The organism is Enterococcus gallinarum NBRC 100675, from assembly GCF_001544275.1.
Taxonomy (GTDB): domain Bacteria; phylum Bacillota; class Bacilli; order Lactobacillales; family Enterococcaceae; genus Enterococcus_D; species Enterococcus_D gallinarum.
Genome location: NZ_BCQE01000013.1, coordinates 21,351 through 38,775, shown reverse-complemented (window position 1 = coordinate 38,775; position 17,425 = coordinate 21,351). Strand labels below are relative to the sequence as shown.

Annotated in this window: 12 protein-coding genes; 3 read left to right on the top strand and 9 right to left on the bottom strand. The window is 43.9% G+C overall.

The window, feature by feature from the left end:
- Window positions 1-99 precede the first annotated feature (99 nt).
- The gene (locus EG2_RS08840) at window positions 100-705 is read left to right on the top strand and encodes a YesL family protein (protein ID WP_060814399.1); all 606 of its coding nucleotides are present in this window, start codon (window positions 100-102) and stop codon (window positions 703-705) included.
- On the top strand, window positions 702-2,480 hold the full coding sequence (locus tag EG2_RS08835; protein WP_060814398.1) for a sensor histidine kinase: 1,779 nt from the start codon (window positions 702-704) through the stop codon (window positions 2,478-2,480). The genes EG2_RS08840 and EG2_RS08835 overlap by 4 nt, the downstream gene beginning before the upstream one ends.
- Before the next feature lie 151 nt (window positions 2,481-2,631).
- Here the strand turns inward: EG2_RS08835 and EG2_RS08830 are convergent, their stop codons facing one another.
- From EG2_RS08830 to xylB, 7 genes are all read right to left on the bottom strand, one after another.
- Window positions 2,632-4,086 (bottom strand): glycoside hydrolase family 43 protein, encoded by a 1,455-nt coding sequence (locus tag EG2_RS08830; protein ID WP_060814397.1) that lies wholly within the window; start codon window positions 4,084-4,086, stop codon window positions 2,632-2,634.
- Window positions 4,087-4,089: 3 nt separating this feature from the next.
- On the bottom strand, window positions 4,090-6,357 hold the full coding sequence (yicI, locus tag EG2_RS08825; protein ID WP_060814396.1) for an alpha-xylosidase: 2,268 nt from the start codon (window positions 6,355-6,357) through the stop codon (window positions 4,090-4,092).
- Entirely contained in the window at window positions 6,354-7,250 is an 897-nt protein-coding gene (locus EG2_RS08820) for an ROK family protein (protein ID WP_060814395.1), read from the bottom strand. The genes yicI and EG2_RS08820 overlap by 4 nt, the downstream gene beginning before the upstream one ends.
- A gap of 784 nt (window positions 7,251-8,034) precedes the next feature.
- Window positions 8,035-9,438: a response regulator gene (locus EG2_RS08815; RefSeq protein WP_060814394.1), complete on the bottom strand. Its 1,404-nt coding sequence runs from the start codon at window positions 9,436-9,438 to the stop codon at window positions 8,035-8,037.
- Between the two features lie 19 nt (window positions 9,439-9,457).
- Window positions 9,458-10,924 (bottom strand): glycoside hydrolase family 1 protein, encoded by a 1,467-nt coding sequence (locus EG2_RS08810; RefSeq protein ID WP_060814393.1) that lies wholly within the window; start codon window positions 10,922-10,924, stop codon window positions 9,458-9,460.
- Window positions 10,925-11,164: 240 nt separating this feature from the next.
- Window positions 11,165-12,472, bottom strand: a complete 1,308-nt coding sequence (gene xylA, locus EG2_RS08805; protein ID WP_060814392.1) for a xylose isomerase — start codon at window positions 12,470-12,472, stop codon at window positions 11,165-11,167.
- A gap of 85 nt (window positions 12,473-12,557) precedes the next feature.
- Entirely contained in the window at window positions 12,558-14,054 is a 1,497-nt protein-coding gene (xylB, locus tag EG2_RS08800; protein WP_060814391.1) for a xylulokinase, read from the bottom strand.
- A gap of 250 nt (window positions 14,055-14,304) precedes the next feature.
- On the opposite strand from xylB, the gene EG2_RS08795 reads away from it, so the two are divergent.
- Window positions 14,305-15,474 (top strand): ROK family transcriptional regulator, encoded by a 1,170-nt coding sequence (locus tag EG2_RS08795; protein ID WP_060814390.1) that lies wholly within the window; start codon window positions 14,305-14,307, stop codon window positions 15,472-15,474.
- Between the two features lie 196 nt (window positions 15,475-15,670).
- Here EG2_RS08795 and EG2_RS08790 read toward each other — a convergent pair whose 3' ends face one another.
- Both EG2_RS08790 and EG2_RS08785 read right to left on the bottom strand, forming a co-directional pair.
- Entirely contained in the window at window positions 15,671-16,579 is a 909-nt protein-coding gene (locus EG2_RS08790; RefSeq protein WP_060814389.1) for a DMT family transporter, read from the bottom strand.
- A complete protein-coding gene (locus EG2_RS08785) occupies window positions 16,576-17,379 on the bottom strand; it encodes an AraC family transcriptional regulator (protein ID WP_060814388.1) in 804 nt (267 codons plus the stop codon). Before EG2_RS08785 ends, EG2_RS08790 begins: the two co-directional genes overlap by 4 nt.
- Window positions 17,380-17,425 lie beyond the last annotated feature (46 nt).

Below are 17,425 nucleotides of genomic sequence, written 5' to 3'. Positions count from 1 at the left end.
TAAATCAACGATTACAGCTATTAACACTCAGTTGATAAGGCTTTCATAAAATGGCTTTTCCGAGTAATATAAGGATAGTTTCAAAAGGAGGACAACAATATGAAATACAATCCCGATGGTCAATTATATAAGATCACTACTGTTTTTTCACAATTTATACTTTTAAATGTGCTTTACTTGCTCTTTTGTCTGCCGGTGGTGACAATCGGTGCAGCCACCTCTGCACTCTTTGAAGTGACGCTTCGCTATGCAGACGACGAACGTGGCGAATTGATTGCTGGTTTCCTACGGGCGTTTCGTGCCAATTGGAAAAAGGCAACCGGTGCATTTGTAATATTAGGACTCCCCATTGCTGCTTTAATCTATAGTGGGTTCTTCTGGTTTTCTGGTGGAACCTTCCTAACAAGTATTATTGCCGTGATCTCCTTTGTCAGCAGCGGCTATTTTTTCCTAGTATTGGTCTACAGTCTGGCACTGTTTGGCCGCTTTGAAAATACCTTTAAACAAACGATCAAAAACGCTTTTTTATTGCCTTTGGCTGAAATGGTGCGTTCTCTAGGGTTACTATTGATCCCCATCACCCTCTTTTGTCTGGTCGTTTTATTTCCACTGTTCAAATTGCTCTTTGCGTTATTTGGCTTTGCATTCGCTATGTATTGCAGTTCGTTCTTGTTACTCGCTGTCTTTCGCCATCAACGATCATGAAGCGATTCACTCCTTTTTCGCTTTTTCGCCGGCTAAGTCAGTTTTCGATTCGCAAGCAGCTCTTCATTCTCTATTTGCCAGTCGTTTTTTTATCTACGGTTACGATTGGTTTGCTGCTGGTGTATGATTCCACCAAGCAACTGACTGGAAACTATCAGCATTTGGCAGCTTTGAATGCACAACGGGTCAAGTCGGTGCTGTTCGATACCACAACGACACTCTTTAACACCGCCAGTTCACTATCCAATGATACCCATTTACGGGAACTGCTGACTGAGAATTATCCCGAAGAACAAGCGGCGATCACCGCCATCAGCGACTATGACAACATCGATGAAATCAGAAACTTGCAGACTGCGATTGCCAGTTTAACGATCTATACAACAAATACGACAATCCCACATTACAAATACTTTCAACCGTTAGATGACACCTTGAAAAAGAGTTCGTGGTATCAGCGAGCGCTAAAACAGCCAGATGCATTTTTGATGACATTATCCAAAGAGTATAAAGCCAACCGTTTGGCCCTTTACAAAATCCTGCCGTTGCCGCTATCACAGGAAACAGCAGTCCTGGAAATCGTTGTTGACTATAACTATTTGAGTAATCGTCTGCGAAATGCTTCCTACGAACTGGAACTGCAGTTGAATGACGATGTGATGTTTTACAGTGATGTGATCAAGCAAGTAGGACAACCTGTTCGCTTTCATACGGATAGTCTTTCACCAGCTGAAACTTTTCTAAAAAATGAAGGCTCCCATGTTCTATTGGCTAAAAATTCATTGACGATGAGCAATAAAGAGGACACTCTTACGATTTATTCCGCCGATCCAGAGGCTTACAGCAGCTTACGAACCAACTTGATTCGCTGGAGTACGATCGTCGTAGCGGTATTGCTGACCACCTTTTTGATCGTCTTTTTATTCGCCCGCTTTTTTACGACCCGGATTCGTCAATTGCAGCAAGCGGTCTACCATGCTGCCATCGAGAATTATGACTTTTTTCAAAATATTAGCGGCGAAGATGAGATCTCACAGATTTCACTGGACTTCCATAAAATCATTCAGCGCATCAAAAAAAATGAAGAAGAAATCTACCGTGCCCGTCTCGCCCAACAAGAATTGTTGACCCAACAACAGCAGATGGAATTCAACATCTTGGCAGGACAGATCAATCCTCACTTTTTATTCAACACACTGGAGACAATTCGGATGATGGCACTGACCTCTGGGAATTCAGATGTAGTCTACGCTATCAAATTATTAGCAAAATCGATGCGTTATACCTTAGAAGCCCATGGAACGAAACTCACAAGTTTAGAAGAATCATTGGATGCCGTCCATGTGTACGTTAAGATTCAACGAATGCGCTTTGGGGAACGAGTCAATTTTTCTTATGCAGTCTCCAATGAGATTGATCAGCAAGAAATGCAGATTTTACCGCTGCTGATTCAGCCATTGGTGGAAAATGCGATTTCTCACGGACTGGAAGGCATCACTTATCCTGGGTTTATTCGTTTGACTATCACCAAAGAAGGCCATGATGTGGTGATTGTCGTCCAAGACAACGGGAGTGGGATTCCACCGCAAAAGCTCAAGCAACTACAGAAAAAAATTCAGACCCCTTCCACTTATGCCAAACGAAATATCGGCTTGGCCAATGTCAATCATCGGGTCAAAATGTTTTATGGCGCGGACTATGGTTTAACCATCGAAAGCGTCAGCAACAGCGGCACCCAAGTGACACTGCGAATTCATGACCTAACTACTCGATAAAAAAGCCAGACAAAAGACAAGCGAATCATGCGCCCAACGTATAACGGGTACATGATTCGCTTTTACTTATTTCTTGGTTATTGTCACGCTTTTGGGTGATGGAATAGGCAAGAACTTCATTTAAACCTGTAAACCTGCTAGCGGCTTTTTCTCAAGCTTCGATCGCTACCGCTACTTGTTGATGCGGCATCTCAGAGACGGCATAGCAACCAACCATGATGCCAGTGAAGACGCCTCCCACCTCAGTCGTTAAATACTTCGTTTCACCGCTTCCTACTAAATGCTGGGTTTGCACGTGATCAAAATAGCTGAAACGATACTGGTTTTTATCCCCTTCAATCATCAGGCGAATGTGCGCACCCTCATAAGGAAGAGCTGCTTCTACTTTCCATAATGAACCGATTTGGCGTCGCAAAAGGATTTTATTTCCTTGGGGACTCGTTTCTAAAGCGATCTCGTAATGATGGGTCGCATTTAGGAAAACAGTCATGCCGGTTTCCCCCGCCGTCAGTTTTTGACAATCGAAATCCGCCATAAAACGCTGTTCTAATGCTGTCTGCCGCTGAAAGACGACCGCCATCTTTTTCTGGTTTGACAAACTGGCAGCATTCGGCTGCAGTAAAAACCCACTGACAGTTGGTTGAATCAGTGACGGATCCCATTCAAACATTGTGACCCAATCGGGATCCCTAGGGGTCACCTGAGAGACCTCTGTTTCAATGAGCAGCGTTTCTGGCAAATGGCCACCATCGCCAAAGATCGGCCATTCTCCTGACCAATCGACTGGCAGCAGACAAGTTTCACGGCCAAGGAGATGGCGTAAAGGATAGCTGATGGGGCGAACCGCCAAACAGACGCCCCACCATTGGCCTGTGGTATCTTGCACCAGATCCGCATGTCCGGCAGCTTGCAGCGGCAAGTTGCTGCTGCGATTCGTCAGCACCGGATTCATCGGGCAGTCTTCATAGGGCCCTTCAATTTGGCGACTGCGGGCCATCGTCAGCATATGCCCATAAGAGGTCCCGCCCTCTGAAATCAGCAAATAGTAATACCCATCTTTTTTATACAAGTGGGGACCTTCAGGATCTGCTGCACCGCTGCCCGTCCAAATGTTTTGCCGCTCCCCCAGTTTTCCACTCGTCAAATCAATTTTCCGCAGATAAATTTCTTTATGGGTGCCTAGGTAATAACATTGGCCATCATCGTCTTTAAAGATTGTCGGATCAATCCCGGGGGTATCTAACCAGATAGGTTGTGACCATTCCCCGAAAATGTCATCCGTCCAAATTAGAAAATTTCCTTCCTCGGCGCCATTGTCCCCAACATTGGTACAAACAATATAAAACCGTTGATCGATGTAGCGAATGGTTGGCGCGTATAGGCCAAAAGCATTCGGCATCTTGGTAGACAGGCGAAGCTGTTGTGGGCGACTGATCCCATGACCGATCAATGTCCAATCAGTCAAATTGCGACTATGATAAATCGGCAGTCCGGGGAAATATTCAAAGGTACTGGTGACAAGGTAAAAATCAGCGCCGACACGACAAATACTGGGATCAGGATGAAAGCCTGGTAATATGGGATTCTTGATTGTTCGCTTTGTCATTGACTACTCCTTGATGGTTGTTGAATTTGCAGTAAGGGAATAGGCTCGCATACCTGCTGCCGTATGAATCCGCAATTCTGCTTGCTGGATCCCTGTGAGTTCAACTTCGATGGTTTCTTGTTCCTTGACTACTTTGACAGCTCCCACCTGTTGCCCTAAATGATCATAGACCTCTGCTGTGCTCTGGCTCTGCAAATCGAATAGATGGATGATTGGCTGTTGCGTATAATCGTAGACTGCTTGCGACTGATCGTGGCCTTCAATGATGATTTGGTTTGGCCGAACCAGTAATGGCAGATGGAAGTAGTCAACGGTCTCTTGATACCATTGGCCTCCTTGATAAGCTTTACCGGTCAAAAAATCGATCCAGCTGCCAGAAGCTTTGGGCACATAGAAAGAAACCCTTCCTTCCTCATTAAAAATTGGCGCAACTAAGAGGTTTTCTCCTAGCATATACTGGCGATCCAATTGATGGGTCATTTCATCTTCAGGAAATTCCAAAACCATCGCCCGCATCATCGGCACGCCTGTCGCGGCTGTCAACACCGATTGTGCTTGCAGATAGGGCATCAGTGACAGTTTTAGTTTCGTAAAGGCTCGCGACACGGCCACGGCTTCTTCATCGTAGACCCATGGCACTTTGTATTCCCAACTGCCGTGGTAGCGGCTATGGGAGGAAAGCAAACCAAATTGTGTCCAACGTTTATAAAGATCCGGAGTGGATCCCGCTTCAAATCCGGAAATATCATGACTCCAATAGCCAAAACCTCCCAGACCAAAAGATAATCCTGCCCGCAATGATTCCGCCATTGAAGGGTAATCGGAGGTACTATCCCCGCCCCAATGGACCGGCAAGCGTTGGGAACCGACGGAAGCAGCTCGCGCAAAGACGATGGCTTCCTCTGGCCCTTTGACTTCTTTCAACAGATCAAAAACCACTTGGTTGTATAAATACGCATAGTAATTGTGCATTTTTTCCGGATCAGAGCCATCATAGTAAACGGCATCTGTAGGGATTCGTTCACCAAAGTCGGTCTTGAAGCAATCCACCCCCATTGCCAATAATGCGCGTAATTTACTGTTATACCAAGTCACTGCTTCTGGATTGGTGAAGTCTACCACGGCTAATCCGGCTTGCCATTTGTCCCACTGCCAGACATCGCCATTTTCTCGTTTCAAGAAATAACCATTGGCCATACCTTCATCGAAAAGCGGCGATTTTTGGCCAATATAAGGATTAATCCAGACACAGATCTTTAGTCCTTTCGCTTTTAGTCGCTGCAGCATTTTTTCCGGCTCGGGAAATGTTCGCTCATCCCAAGTAAAGTTGCACCATTCGTATTCCTTCATCCAGAGACAATCAAAATGGAAGACTTCCAGTGGAATATCTCTTTCCGCCATGCCATCAACAAATGAGGTGACGGTTTGTTCATCGTAGTCTGTTAAGAATGATGTGCTCAACCACAAACCAAAGGACCAAGCCGGTGGCCGAGACGGTTTCCCAGTTAAATCGGTATACCGCTGGATAACTTGTTTCAAGTCGTCACCCGCAATCACAAAGTATTGGATCGATTGTCCGGGATTACTGAACTGGACCCGAGACACCTTTTCACTACCGATCTCAAATTCCACTCGATCCGGTGAATTGACAAAAATACCATAACCTTTATTGCTTAAATAAAAGGGAATATTTTTATAGGCTTGTTCCGTCCCTGTGCCGCCATCAGCATTCCAGATTGAAACGCTTTGGCCGTTTTTAACAAAATTCGTAAATCGTTCCCCTAACCCATAGATGGTTTCTCCCACGCCTAGAGTCAATTGTTCACTAATATGGGTGTGGCCTTTAGGATCAATCACTACAGCCTTGCTTCGAGGCTTGCTTTGGGTGATCAGCTGACCTTTGTAGTAAAAATCGGTGGAAAGTGTTTCGCCTTTGGTGATCACCACCCGCAGATCGCCGGATTGAAACGAATATGAAGCCTCTTCCTCGGTAATCACTGGATCGACTGCCTCGGTGAATAAGTCAAATTCCGGTGCTTTTGCTTGGACACCTTTGTAATTGTACATGGTGACGCCAATGATATTGCTTCGTGGTGTCGTGATTTCCATGGTCAACAGACCACCGTCCAACGTCGCTCCTTTATGTCCGACATAGCTGTAAGGCATATAGAGGACTAATTTATCCTCCAGTTTGTGTGCATCATAGACATGAACAGCAAATCTCACTTCATATCCTTCACGGAATAACCATCCGCCATCTGAAAATTTCATGCGTTTCCTCCTTGTTCAATCAAATATCGTGCACCTAACAATCCTGAATCGTTTTGGTACAAACACGTTTCAATGGGTACTGAAAAATCTGGCCAATGGGGATTTTTGTTCAGTGCCTCTTGGATCAATGGGAGCAGCCGTGGTTCTGTACTGATTCCACCGCCAATCAAAATCTTTTCTGGGTTCATGGTAACGGCGAGATTGTATACGGCTAACGCCACATAATCAGCCCAATGGGTGATGATTCGCTGCGTCTCTGGTTCCTGCCATTCCTCCATGATCTTTTCTCCGAGAATCGGCTGCTCTGCTGGAATCTGTTTTTCCCGCCGATAGGCATCGATCAGACCTCTAGTCGAAGCGAGATCATGCAATGTCTTGAAAGAAGACGTTTGAAAATCGGTGATCATCATGCCGAATTCCCCGGCGCGAAAACCTGCGCCATGAATGATTTTTCGGTCTTGGATCAATGCACCACCGATGCCAGTTCCCAATGTAAGCAAAACAAAATCCTGCACTTCTTTCGCATTTCCAAAAGCCAGTTCTGCTAACGCCGCACAGTTGGCATCATTCTCGATCCAAATCGGGTAATGGGTCGGCAGCCGCTGCTGCAGTTCTTGCAAAATATTGCAGCTATGGAGGGGCGTCAGCGCACCTGCCATGATTGCAACGCCACTTGTGGGATCAATAAACCCCGGAAAACTTAGTCCGATTCCGGTAACAATTATTTTTTCTTCGACTTCAGTGATTTTCGTGACCAAAGCAGCAAAAAAAGCGTCCACCGTCTCATTCGGCGTCGGAAATTTCCCCCGCTCGAGCCACTGTCCTTTGCGGTCAAACACCCCGTACTTGATATAGGTTCCCCCCACATCAAAACACAGCTCCCCTTTTTCCATTTCATCCCTCCATTCAAAAAGCGCTTACACGTTCATTTAAATTATACAAAAGGGAAGATTGAACGCCTACCAAATAATTTAGTCTTTCTTACCCTAAAAAATAGAGGTCAGCCAGACAATTGGACACTCACAGAAAGGACAAAGAAAAAGGGACTGCGACATAAGTCACCATCCAACAAGTGAAACCGAAACATATGCTATTGCGATAGATTCCTCGGACTTTTGCGACGAGGATCCCTGCACCGCAGGAGCAATAATAAAAGACTGTGACATAAGTCGTCATCCAACAAGCTAAACCGAATCATATGCTATTGATACAGATTCCTCGGACTTTTGCGACGAGGAGTCCTGCACTGCAGGAGCAATAATAAAAGACTGCGACATAAGTCATCAGCCAACAAGCGAAACCGAATCATAGTCTATTGCTGTGGATTCCTCGGACTTTTGCGACGAGGAGCCACTGCACCGCAGGAGCAATAATAAAAGACTGTGACATTAGTCATCATCCAACAAGTGAAACCGAATCATAGTCTATTACTGTGGATTCCTCGGACTTTTGCGACGAGGAGCCACTGCACCGCAGGAGCAATAAGATATACTGTTCGGATGTTACTTGTCGGAGACTTATGCCACAGTCCCTTTTCGAATAGACGGTTAGAAGTAACTTCTTCGGAGATAAGCCGAAATTTCACAAAAATTTGAAAAACAATTTTTGGAAATCCCTTTTTATTTCTTGAATCTGACCACTGTGCAACCTCTGCTTCATCTATCTGATTTCTGATGTTTATTCTTGCTTACGAAATTCATTGGGGGAAACGTGATGGTACTGTTTGAATTTTTTATAAAAATAATCGACGTTGCTGTAGCCCACTAACTCGGCTACTTCATAGACCATCAAATTGGAATGCCGCAATATTTCCACGGCTTTTTCCATGCGCACTTCATCCAAAAATGCCAAGTAATTTTTACCGGTCTCTTTACGGAATTTTTTTCCTAAATAGGCGCTGTTGTAACTGAAAATCTCACCAATTTTTTTCAACGTTAAATCATCCCGATAATGCTTTTTTGTATACTGGATCAATTCAGTGATGATATCGACTTGATTGAAGCGATTGGCGACTGCCTCCTTCAATTGATGAAGTTTGTCTGTGATGACGGCTTGCAACATCGGGAATGTTTGCGCTAGAAATATTTGTTGGTGCAACGCTTCTGAATCCCAAGGAATGTCCAGTGCTACCTTCTCAATGATTTGATGATAGAGCCATTCCACATCCCCGTTGACTTGCCATTTGATGGCCTCTTCCAACGCCAATGTCTGATAAAAATTCTGCCAGTAGCCTGTCAAAAGTTCTGCGAGGGGCTGGTTGGCTAAAATTGCCTCCATTAGTGCCCCCCGCGGCGTCTGGGGTTCTGCTTGACTTTTTTCCAAGACATGATGGGAAATCACTTGATTGGGGTATAGAAAAATCAGCTTGCTTAATGTCTGGATATCCACCATCAACGGTTTTAAACTTTCCTGTGCTGCAAACCAGCGAGAGATTAAGACCTCGCGCTGCCCTAATACTTTTCGGCACCACTGATCGATCGTCTCATCTGGGAAACGTTCTTCATTTAATAATACGAGATAACAATGGTGGCGGTGGATCAGTGAGACTACTTGGCCGACTTGCTGCTGGAGTTTCTCGATCAGCAGATGAGGATCCGTCTCTTCTGCAAGACGCAATAATTTGATTGCTTGAGCGTGTTTGACCCCGGTGGAATCGCCTCCGAAAAGTTTTTCCATCAGCTGACTTTTCTGGTTTTTCTGCTGATCGCTTTTCGCTCTTTGATCAATTTTCGTTAAAATGGCAATCAGTTCTTCCTCATCGATCGGCTTTAACAAGTAAGTCACTGCCCCTAACTGAAGGGCTTGTTTCGCATAATCAAAATCGGAATAGCCGGATAAAATGATCGCATAAAACGAGAACCCTTCTTCGTTGGCGGCGGCTACCATGTCTAGGCCATTTTTCCCGGGCATCCGAATATCGGCAATCACTACGTCGGGTTTCAATTCACGAATCATTGCCAGTCCGGTCTCACCATTTTCTGCCGATCCGACGATCTGATACCCATAGCTTTCCCAGTTGATGATCAACGGCAGTCCGTTGCGAATCGAAACCTCATCATCGACAATCAATACCTTACGCATCTTCTCACTCCACTTTCGTCTACTTCTCGTTTTGCAGCAAGCTGGCCCCATTTGTGCGGATCACTTCTTGATACCAATAGAAACTGTCTTTCGGAATTCTTGCTAACTGCTTCTCCTGCTGATTGTCGCGATCGACATAGACAAAGCCATAGCGTTTTTGATATCCGTTCAGCCAGCTCAACAGATCAGTGAAAGACCAAGCACAGTAGCCAATCATATCCACACCATCGGTGATCGCTTTTTGTAATTCGAGAAGGTGTTCTTGTAGATAATCGATTCGATAGGAGTCATGGATCTGGCAGTCTGACAGCTGATCAAGCGCCCCTAAGCCATTTTCCGTTACAAAAATCGGCAAATCGTAGTTGGCTTGGATGCGGCGCAGTGCGACCCGAAAACCAACCGGATCGATCTCCCAACCCCAATCCGTTTTTTTCAGCATAGGATTTTCAGCTGTAGCAAACATATTTTCTTCTGGTGCCAGCGCATCAGACGTCGCTTGCATTAGGTAAGGATCGACTTTTGAAAATTCTTTTTTGGCGGTTTGCTGCTTTTGAAACTGGTTTTGCTGTGCCGTTCCCCCATGATAATAATTGATCCCCAGGAAGTCTGGTTTTGCCTGTTTCATGAGTTGCTGGTCTTCTAAAGTAACTTCCGGCGCAATCCCGAGTTTTGCTAATTGCTTGTACACAAATTTGGGGTACTGCCCCTTGCAGTAAACGTCCAAAAACCACGCGTTGTTGAAGGCTTCGCCATTTTCGGCAGCTAATACATCTTCTGGATCGCAACTAAAAGGATACATCGGTCCATAACCAAAACTGGGTCCGATCTTTCCTTGGGGTACCATTTCATGAAACAAATGAATGGCTTTAGCATTGGCAATATTGATGATATGATTTGCGGCGTACATTCGTTTTAAGTCTTTGATTCCTGGTGGATGAGCTCCCCAGCGGTAACCGAGAGCTGTGAAGACATTTTGTTCATTCATGGTCACCCAATACGTCACTTTTTCCCCTAGTCGTTCAAATAAAATACGGCAATAATTCTCGAAAGCCTCTGCTGTTTGGCGGCTTTCCCACCCTTGGTAGCGGTCTTGTAACCCTTGAGGCAGATCCCAATGGTACAGTGTCAAAACAGGTTCAATGTCATGAGCCAGCAATTCATCCACCAGATCTTCGTAAAAGCGTAATCCAGCCTCGTTGACAGCCCCTTCTCCTTCTGGCAAAATACGTGACCAAGCCACACTAAAACGATAGGCTTTTAGTCCCATCTGTTTCATCAGTGCCACGTCTTCTTTATAGCGATGGTAATGATCAATCGCGATTTTGCCATTGGTTTCTTCAAAAGTATTACCGGCAATTTGTGAATAGGTATCCCAGATGGATGGTCCTTTGCCATCGGCATCCCACGCGCCTTCGACTTGATAAGCGGCCGATGCAGCTCCCCACAAAAAATCTGTCGGGAAAGGATCTAATTTGCTGTGAAACATGGTTTATTATCCTCCTCAACAACCTTATTAAATCGGTTACATTTTATCGTAGCACATTCTTACTCAGAAACAACAGAATTTCGTTCCCACTTTGAAAAAAAGACTGCAGCATAAGTTGAACAAGGATTTCCCAATGACAGAGAGGTCTTGGTCGATCGCCATCTGAAAGCAATGTCCTAGGGACCTCTCTGATATCATTGGATTTATCACTTGTTTTGGCTTATGTCACAGCCCAGTTCATTAGAACAGGTAATCATTCAAACGAGATTTCACGTATTCAATATGGCTAGATTCCAACTCCACTTGGTCATGGGCCAACGCGTAATCCGTCAAGCTTTCAAGATCTTCTTGGTCTGCCACGATCTTCGCGCCGATTCCTTCGCTAAATGAGGCATAACGTTTTTCTTTCAATTCGTCAAAGAAACGATCTTCTTTTAACTTCGCTGCAGCTTTTAATGCCCGGGCATAGGTATCCATCCCAGCAATATGCGCCAACAACAAGTCTTCCATTTCAAAAGAAGAACGACGAACTTTAGAATCAAAGTTGATTCCTCCCGGTGCGATGCCGCCATTTTCCAACACTTCATACAAAGCAAGGGTTGAATCAAAGACGTTTGTTGGGAACTCATCCGTATCCCAGCCTAGCAGCATATCTCCTTGATTGGCATCTAGTGATCCTAGTGCATCATAACTGCGAGCAACTGCAATCTCATGTTCAAAGGTATGACCAGCCAATGTGGCATGATTGGCTTCAAGATTCAACTTGAAGTCGCCTTCCAAACCATAATGCTGAATGAAGGCCATTGTCGTTGCAGCATCAAAATCATATTGGTGCTTCGATGGCTCTTTTGGTTTAGGTTCTAATAAGAATTGCGGTTTATGACCGATTTTTTCACCGTAGGCAATCGCCATTTTAAACAGACGAGCAATATTGTCTTGTTCAAATTTCATGTCTGTGTTCAACAATGTTTCGTAGCCTTCACGACCACCCCAGAAGACATAGTTTTCGCCGCCTAATTTTTTGGAGATGTCTAGTCCTTTTTTGACTTGTGCTGCAGCAATGGCATAAACTTCGGCATTGTTCGTTGATGCAGCTCCATTGTTGAATCTAGGATGCGAAAACATATTGGCAGTATTCCATAGCAATTTGATTCCTGTTTGCTCCATTTTTTCTTTGATCAAATCGGTGATCTCATCAAGATTTTGGAAAAACTCTTCTAAAGTTTCGCCAGCTGGTGCCACATCCACATCGTGGAAACAGAAAAATTCTGCCCCTAGTTTTTCACAAATTTCAAAGAATGTCTCCACACGATTTTTGGCAGTCTCCATCTCCGTTTCACCGACCCACGTCCGTTTGTTGACTGGTGCACCGAAAGGATCTGATCCATCTTGGGTCATGGTATGCCAATACGCAATTGCAAAGCGCAAATGATCTTTCATTTTCTTGCCTAGCACGACTTCTTCTGCGTCATAGTGACGAAACGCAAACATATTCTCAGTTTGAGGACCTTCGTATTGGATTTTATCGATCGTTGGGAAATAACTCATTTTGTTTCCTCCATTTTGTAGTTTTTTAGCGTGATAAACTAACTTACTTATGAAAAATAAGTTTCGTAAAACCTGTTTTTAAGACTTACTCGGGTTGAAGAGCAGCCAGTTCCCGACACAAAGGTGCCGTTTGCGGATACACTTTTTGATAGATGGCATATACACGCTGATACTCTGCCACGTTTTCTTTCACTGGTTTGATCACTGGACCATACTTCACAAAAGCTTCTACACACGCAGCTTCATCCGGATATAACCCACTGCCGATAGCTGCTAACATGGCTGCGCCCATCCCTGGTCCTTGTTCCGTTGTTAATGTCGTGATCTCAGCATCAAAAATATCCGCTTGCATTTGCAGCCAAGCTTTATTTTTCGCACCGCCGCCAACAGAGACGATTTTGCTAAACTTGCGTTTGGCGGTTTCTTCCATGATCAGTTGCGAGTCCTTCAAAGAAAATGTGATGCCTTCTAACACGGCGCGACTGAAATGCCGACGTCGATGGTGGGTATCGATCCCGATGAAACTGCCTCGAATCGTGCTATCTGTGTAAGGTGTTCGTTCGCCAACAATATAAGGCGTAAATAAAAGGCCATCCGCTCCCGGTGAAACTTCCTCCACATCAGCAAGCAATTCGGAAAAATCGACCCCTTCAGCAAATGTATCACGATACCAGCTCAATGAATTGCCAGCAGCTAATGTGACCCCCATCGAATAGTGCTTTTTGGCAACGGCATGATGAAACACGTGCAATTTTCCTTGGTAATCAACCTCTTGTTCTTCAAAAGATAGGAATACACCGCTGGTTCCAATCGATACCATTCCAATGCCTTCATCGATGATCCCTGATCCTAATGCGGCACAGGCGTTGTCCGCACCACCGGCAAAGATTTTGACTTCTTGCTCAAAACCAAATGCTGCTTGTAATTCAGGAACCAATGTGCCCACTTCTTCCGCAGATTCAAATAGTGTTGGTAAGATCTCTGCGGGAATAGCAAACTTATTGATGATCTCTGTCGACCAGCATTTCTGCTCACTATCCAGCAATAATGTTCCTGCCGCATCCGAATAGTCCATGGAGTAAGTACCCGATAGCCATAAAGCCAAGAAATCCTTCGGTAACATCAAATGACGAACTCGCTGCCAGTTCTCCGGCTCATGTTCTTGCACCCAACAAATTTTAGGTAATGTGAAGCCTTCCAACGCAACATTTTTGGTGATAGCAAGAATCTCCGGCATTTCTTCCATGATTCGTTGGCATTGTTTCGTCGTACGCACATCATTCCATAATATTGCCGGACGAATCACCGTATTTTCTTCATCGAGTAAAACTAAGCTATGCATTTGACCTGAAAAACTGATACCAATCAACTCTTTACGCAATTCAGGAATTTTGTCGAGTAACTCAAAAATAACTGTCTGGGCCGCTTGGCGCCAATGATTCGGATCTTGCTCGCTATATCCTGGTCGTGGGGATGTCAATGGATAATCGGCGCTAGCTGTATTGATAAGCTGCCCCGATTGATCAAAAACCAACCCTTTCAAGGAACTCGTCCCTAGATCCAGTCCTAGTAAATAAGCCATATCATTCTCCTTTGCTGATAATAATTTTTTCATCGTTTACGGATATGTGATCACAATATTTAGGTTAATTTGCTTAAAAAACTAACTAATTGGATAGTAAACGACTAGCTGGTTTTTGTCAAGCGCTTTCAAACCTTTGTTTACTTTTTTTTCCCCTTATACGGGTTCTATTTTAAGGAATAAAGATAAACTTGCACAATATTAATTTGCACGGTAAACTAACACTATGATAGATCAAAAAGGAGAGCGTATGATTATTAATAAAATGGGCATTCGCGAGCAGAACGAAGCTGCCGTCCTAAAAACCATCATTGATAACGAACATATTTCAAGAGCTGAAGTCTCACATCTAACGAATCTGAACAAAGCCTCTGTTTCTCAAATCATGAAAAAATTGATCGAAACCGAGTTTGTCAAAGAAGTAGGAATTGGTGATTCCACATCCATCGGTGGCCGCAAACCGATCCAACTTCAATTTGACCATCAAAGCAGCTTAGCGGTTACTTTTGATATTGGCTACAATTATGTCAACGGGATGCTTTCCTATATCAACGGCCAGAAAATTGCTACTGCAGAAAAACAAGATATCTTGATCACCAAAGACAATGTATTCACCACCATTGATTCGATCATGCAGGAATTCACTCCGCAAATGCCGTCTGCCACTCATGGTCTGGTTGGTATCTGTTTAGCGATCCATGGCATCGTCAATCAGGAAACGATCACCTTTACCCCTTATTATGATTTGGAAGGGATCGATTTGATCACCCCTCTAAGTCAAAAATACAATACCGCCGTCTATATTGAAAATGAAGCAAACTTAACAGCTTTGGGCGAATATTGTTTTTCTTCTGATTCAACCAATTTGATCAGTGTCAGTATTCATAGCGGAATCGGTGTTGGCATTATCGTAAACGGTCGCTTGCAGACAGGCACTCACGGAACCGCCGGCGAAGTTGGCCATTCCACTTTATTTCCCCACGGCAACCTTTGCCCTTGCGGAAATCGCGGCTGTTTAGAGCAATATGCTTCCAATAAGGTGTTGTTTGATACCTACAGTCACTATACGAAAAAAGACTTTGTCAATTCGGATATTTTTGCGGAAGCTGTTCATTCAGGAGAGAAGTCCGCCATTGAATTGGCAAGGCAAAATGTTGAATTTCTCAGTATCGGATTAAACAATGTCATCACCTTTTTCGATCCTGAAGAAGTCTACATCAATAGTTCAGTTTATCGGAAAATCCCTACTCTTCTTACAGAGTTGCAACAAAAATTAACCAGCCAGTTTACCCAAAATACTAAAATCAAAACTAGTCGTTTAGGCGAACAAGCGCCTCTCTTTGGGGGAAATGTTCTGGTTGCCAAACACTTCCTGAACATCGAGGACCTTCGCTTTCCGTCGATCGATCACCGGCACTAATGAAAAATCGATTTTCACATTGGCGAAAATCACTTCAAGAAATGCGTGAAAGCACAGTCCTTCTGACAGTGCTTCTTCGCTAGCCGAAAGACTTTTTATAAACAATTCACTAGAGCGTGGAACAAAAGTGTTTTTTACTTTTGTCCCACGCTCGCTATCATCATTGAACAGGAGCCTTGGCTAAGTCGCGGTTTGTCTACTCCTCATCCTTTAACCTCACTGTTTTTATTGAAAACTTTCTTTGTCCTTCCGAAACAAAAAGACCCAATAACGTCAAGATCACGCCTATTAATTTCACAAAACTGATCGTTTCTCCCAAGATGAGAAAAGAAGCGAATAATGTCGTCACAGGAACCAAATAAATATAAAGTCCGGCAACGACAGCGCCTAGCTGTTCAACGGTATAATTCCAGAGGACAAAGCACAACGCGGAAGCACCTAAGCCAAGAAACATTAGGTAAAACAAGTTGTCTGTTTGAAGCAATTTTTCTAATGGTAGCGAACTCTTGGTCAATACAAACAGTGGCAAAATAAAGAGAATCCCATAGAGAAAGATTGCTTTCGTCGTATCGATTACTGAGTACCCCCAACTGGCGATTTTTTTGATCAATAGGGAGTAGATCATCCACATCAAGGCAGCTGCCACGGCTAAGAAATCACCTAATGGATGAAAGGAAAGATCTCCTGCAAAACTAATCAAAAAAATGCCGATAAAAGAGAGCAAAAAGCCGATAAAGAAGGTTACTTTTAATTTCGTCTGATACACAAAAGCTGAAGCTAGGCCAATGAAAAGAGGCGAAATGGAAACAATCACCGCCACATTCGATGTACTGGTATAACTTAAAGCGATGTTCTCCAAAAAGAAATAAAAACAAACTCCGGTGATGCCGGCAGCCATCAAATATAGATGCTGCCACAAACGATAATGTACGAGACTAAACTTGGAAATCACACTCAATGCCGCAAGACCAATGATGAACCGGACAAGCAATATCGCAGTGGGTGAAAAATCAACCAATAACAGCTTTGTTGCAATAAACGTCGTTGACCAGAAAAAAACCGTGATTAACGCAGTGACATGAGGATTCTTCAATAAATGATTCATTCTATACTCCTTTGATACATTCTTTGATATTGTTTCGGGGTCAGCCCAATAAAATTTTTGAATACATTGGAGAAATGGCTTTGATCAGAGAAATGGGTCATCAACGCCACTTCTGCTACAGACTGCTGGTTTGCCAGTAGTTTCTTCGCTTCAGCGATTCGAATCGATAAGAGATACCGATAAGGGGTCATGCCGTAGTTTTTTGTAAACTGATGAATGAAAGAACTTTTTTTCAAATGGGTTAATGCCACAAGATCCGTTAAGCGAATATCTGCTGTGTAATGCTGGTGCAGATAGTGGCAAACAGCTTCTAAGCCACCATTTTGTACGGCTTCCTTCTGATACCCTTCTGCCGTGTATGTAAGCAAGTGTTCAATGAGTAAAAAAATCAATTCCTCCCGATAAAGAGAGGATTTTTTTAAACGAATGGCTTGATACAATTCCTCGACTAATTCTCCTAAGCCGTCGTTTCGTAAAATCACCTGACTGAAATAAGGCAACTCGTTTTTGCCGGTGATTTCCTTTACTACATGGGCCATCATTTCCTTGGAAATGTTAAGGGCGTGGTAGGTGATTGACTGGTTCTCTATGCTTTGACAACTATGAGGCTGGTAGGGATTGAATAGGTTCAGATCGCCTTTTTCAAGGGTTTGGGTCTTTCCACAATACAGGCTCCTTTTTCCCTCTAACAAAACCCCCACCACATAATAATCATGAAAGTGAAGCGGAAAGCTCTTTGGATAGTTTTCTAAGGCATAGGCCTCAATTCCAAACATTTCATCATAGTGAACCTTTTTCATTCTGTACCTCCTTTTTATCTATTTAACTATTCTAGCATTGAACCCT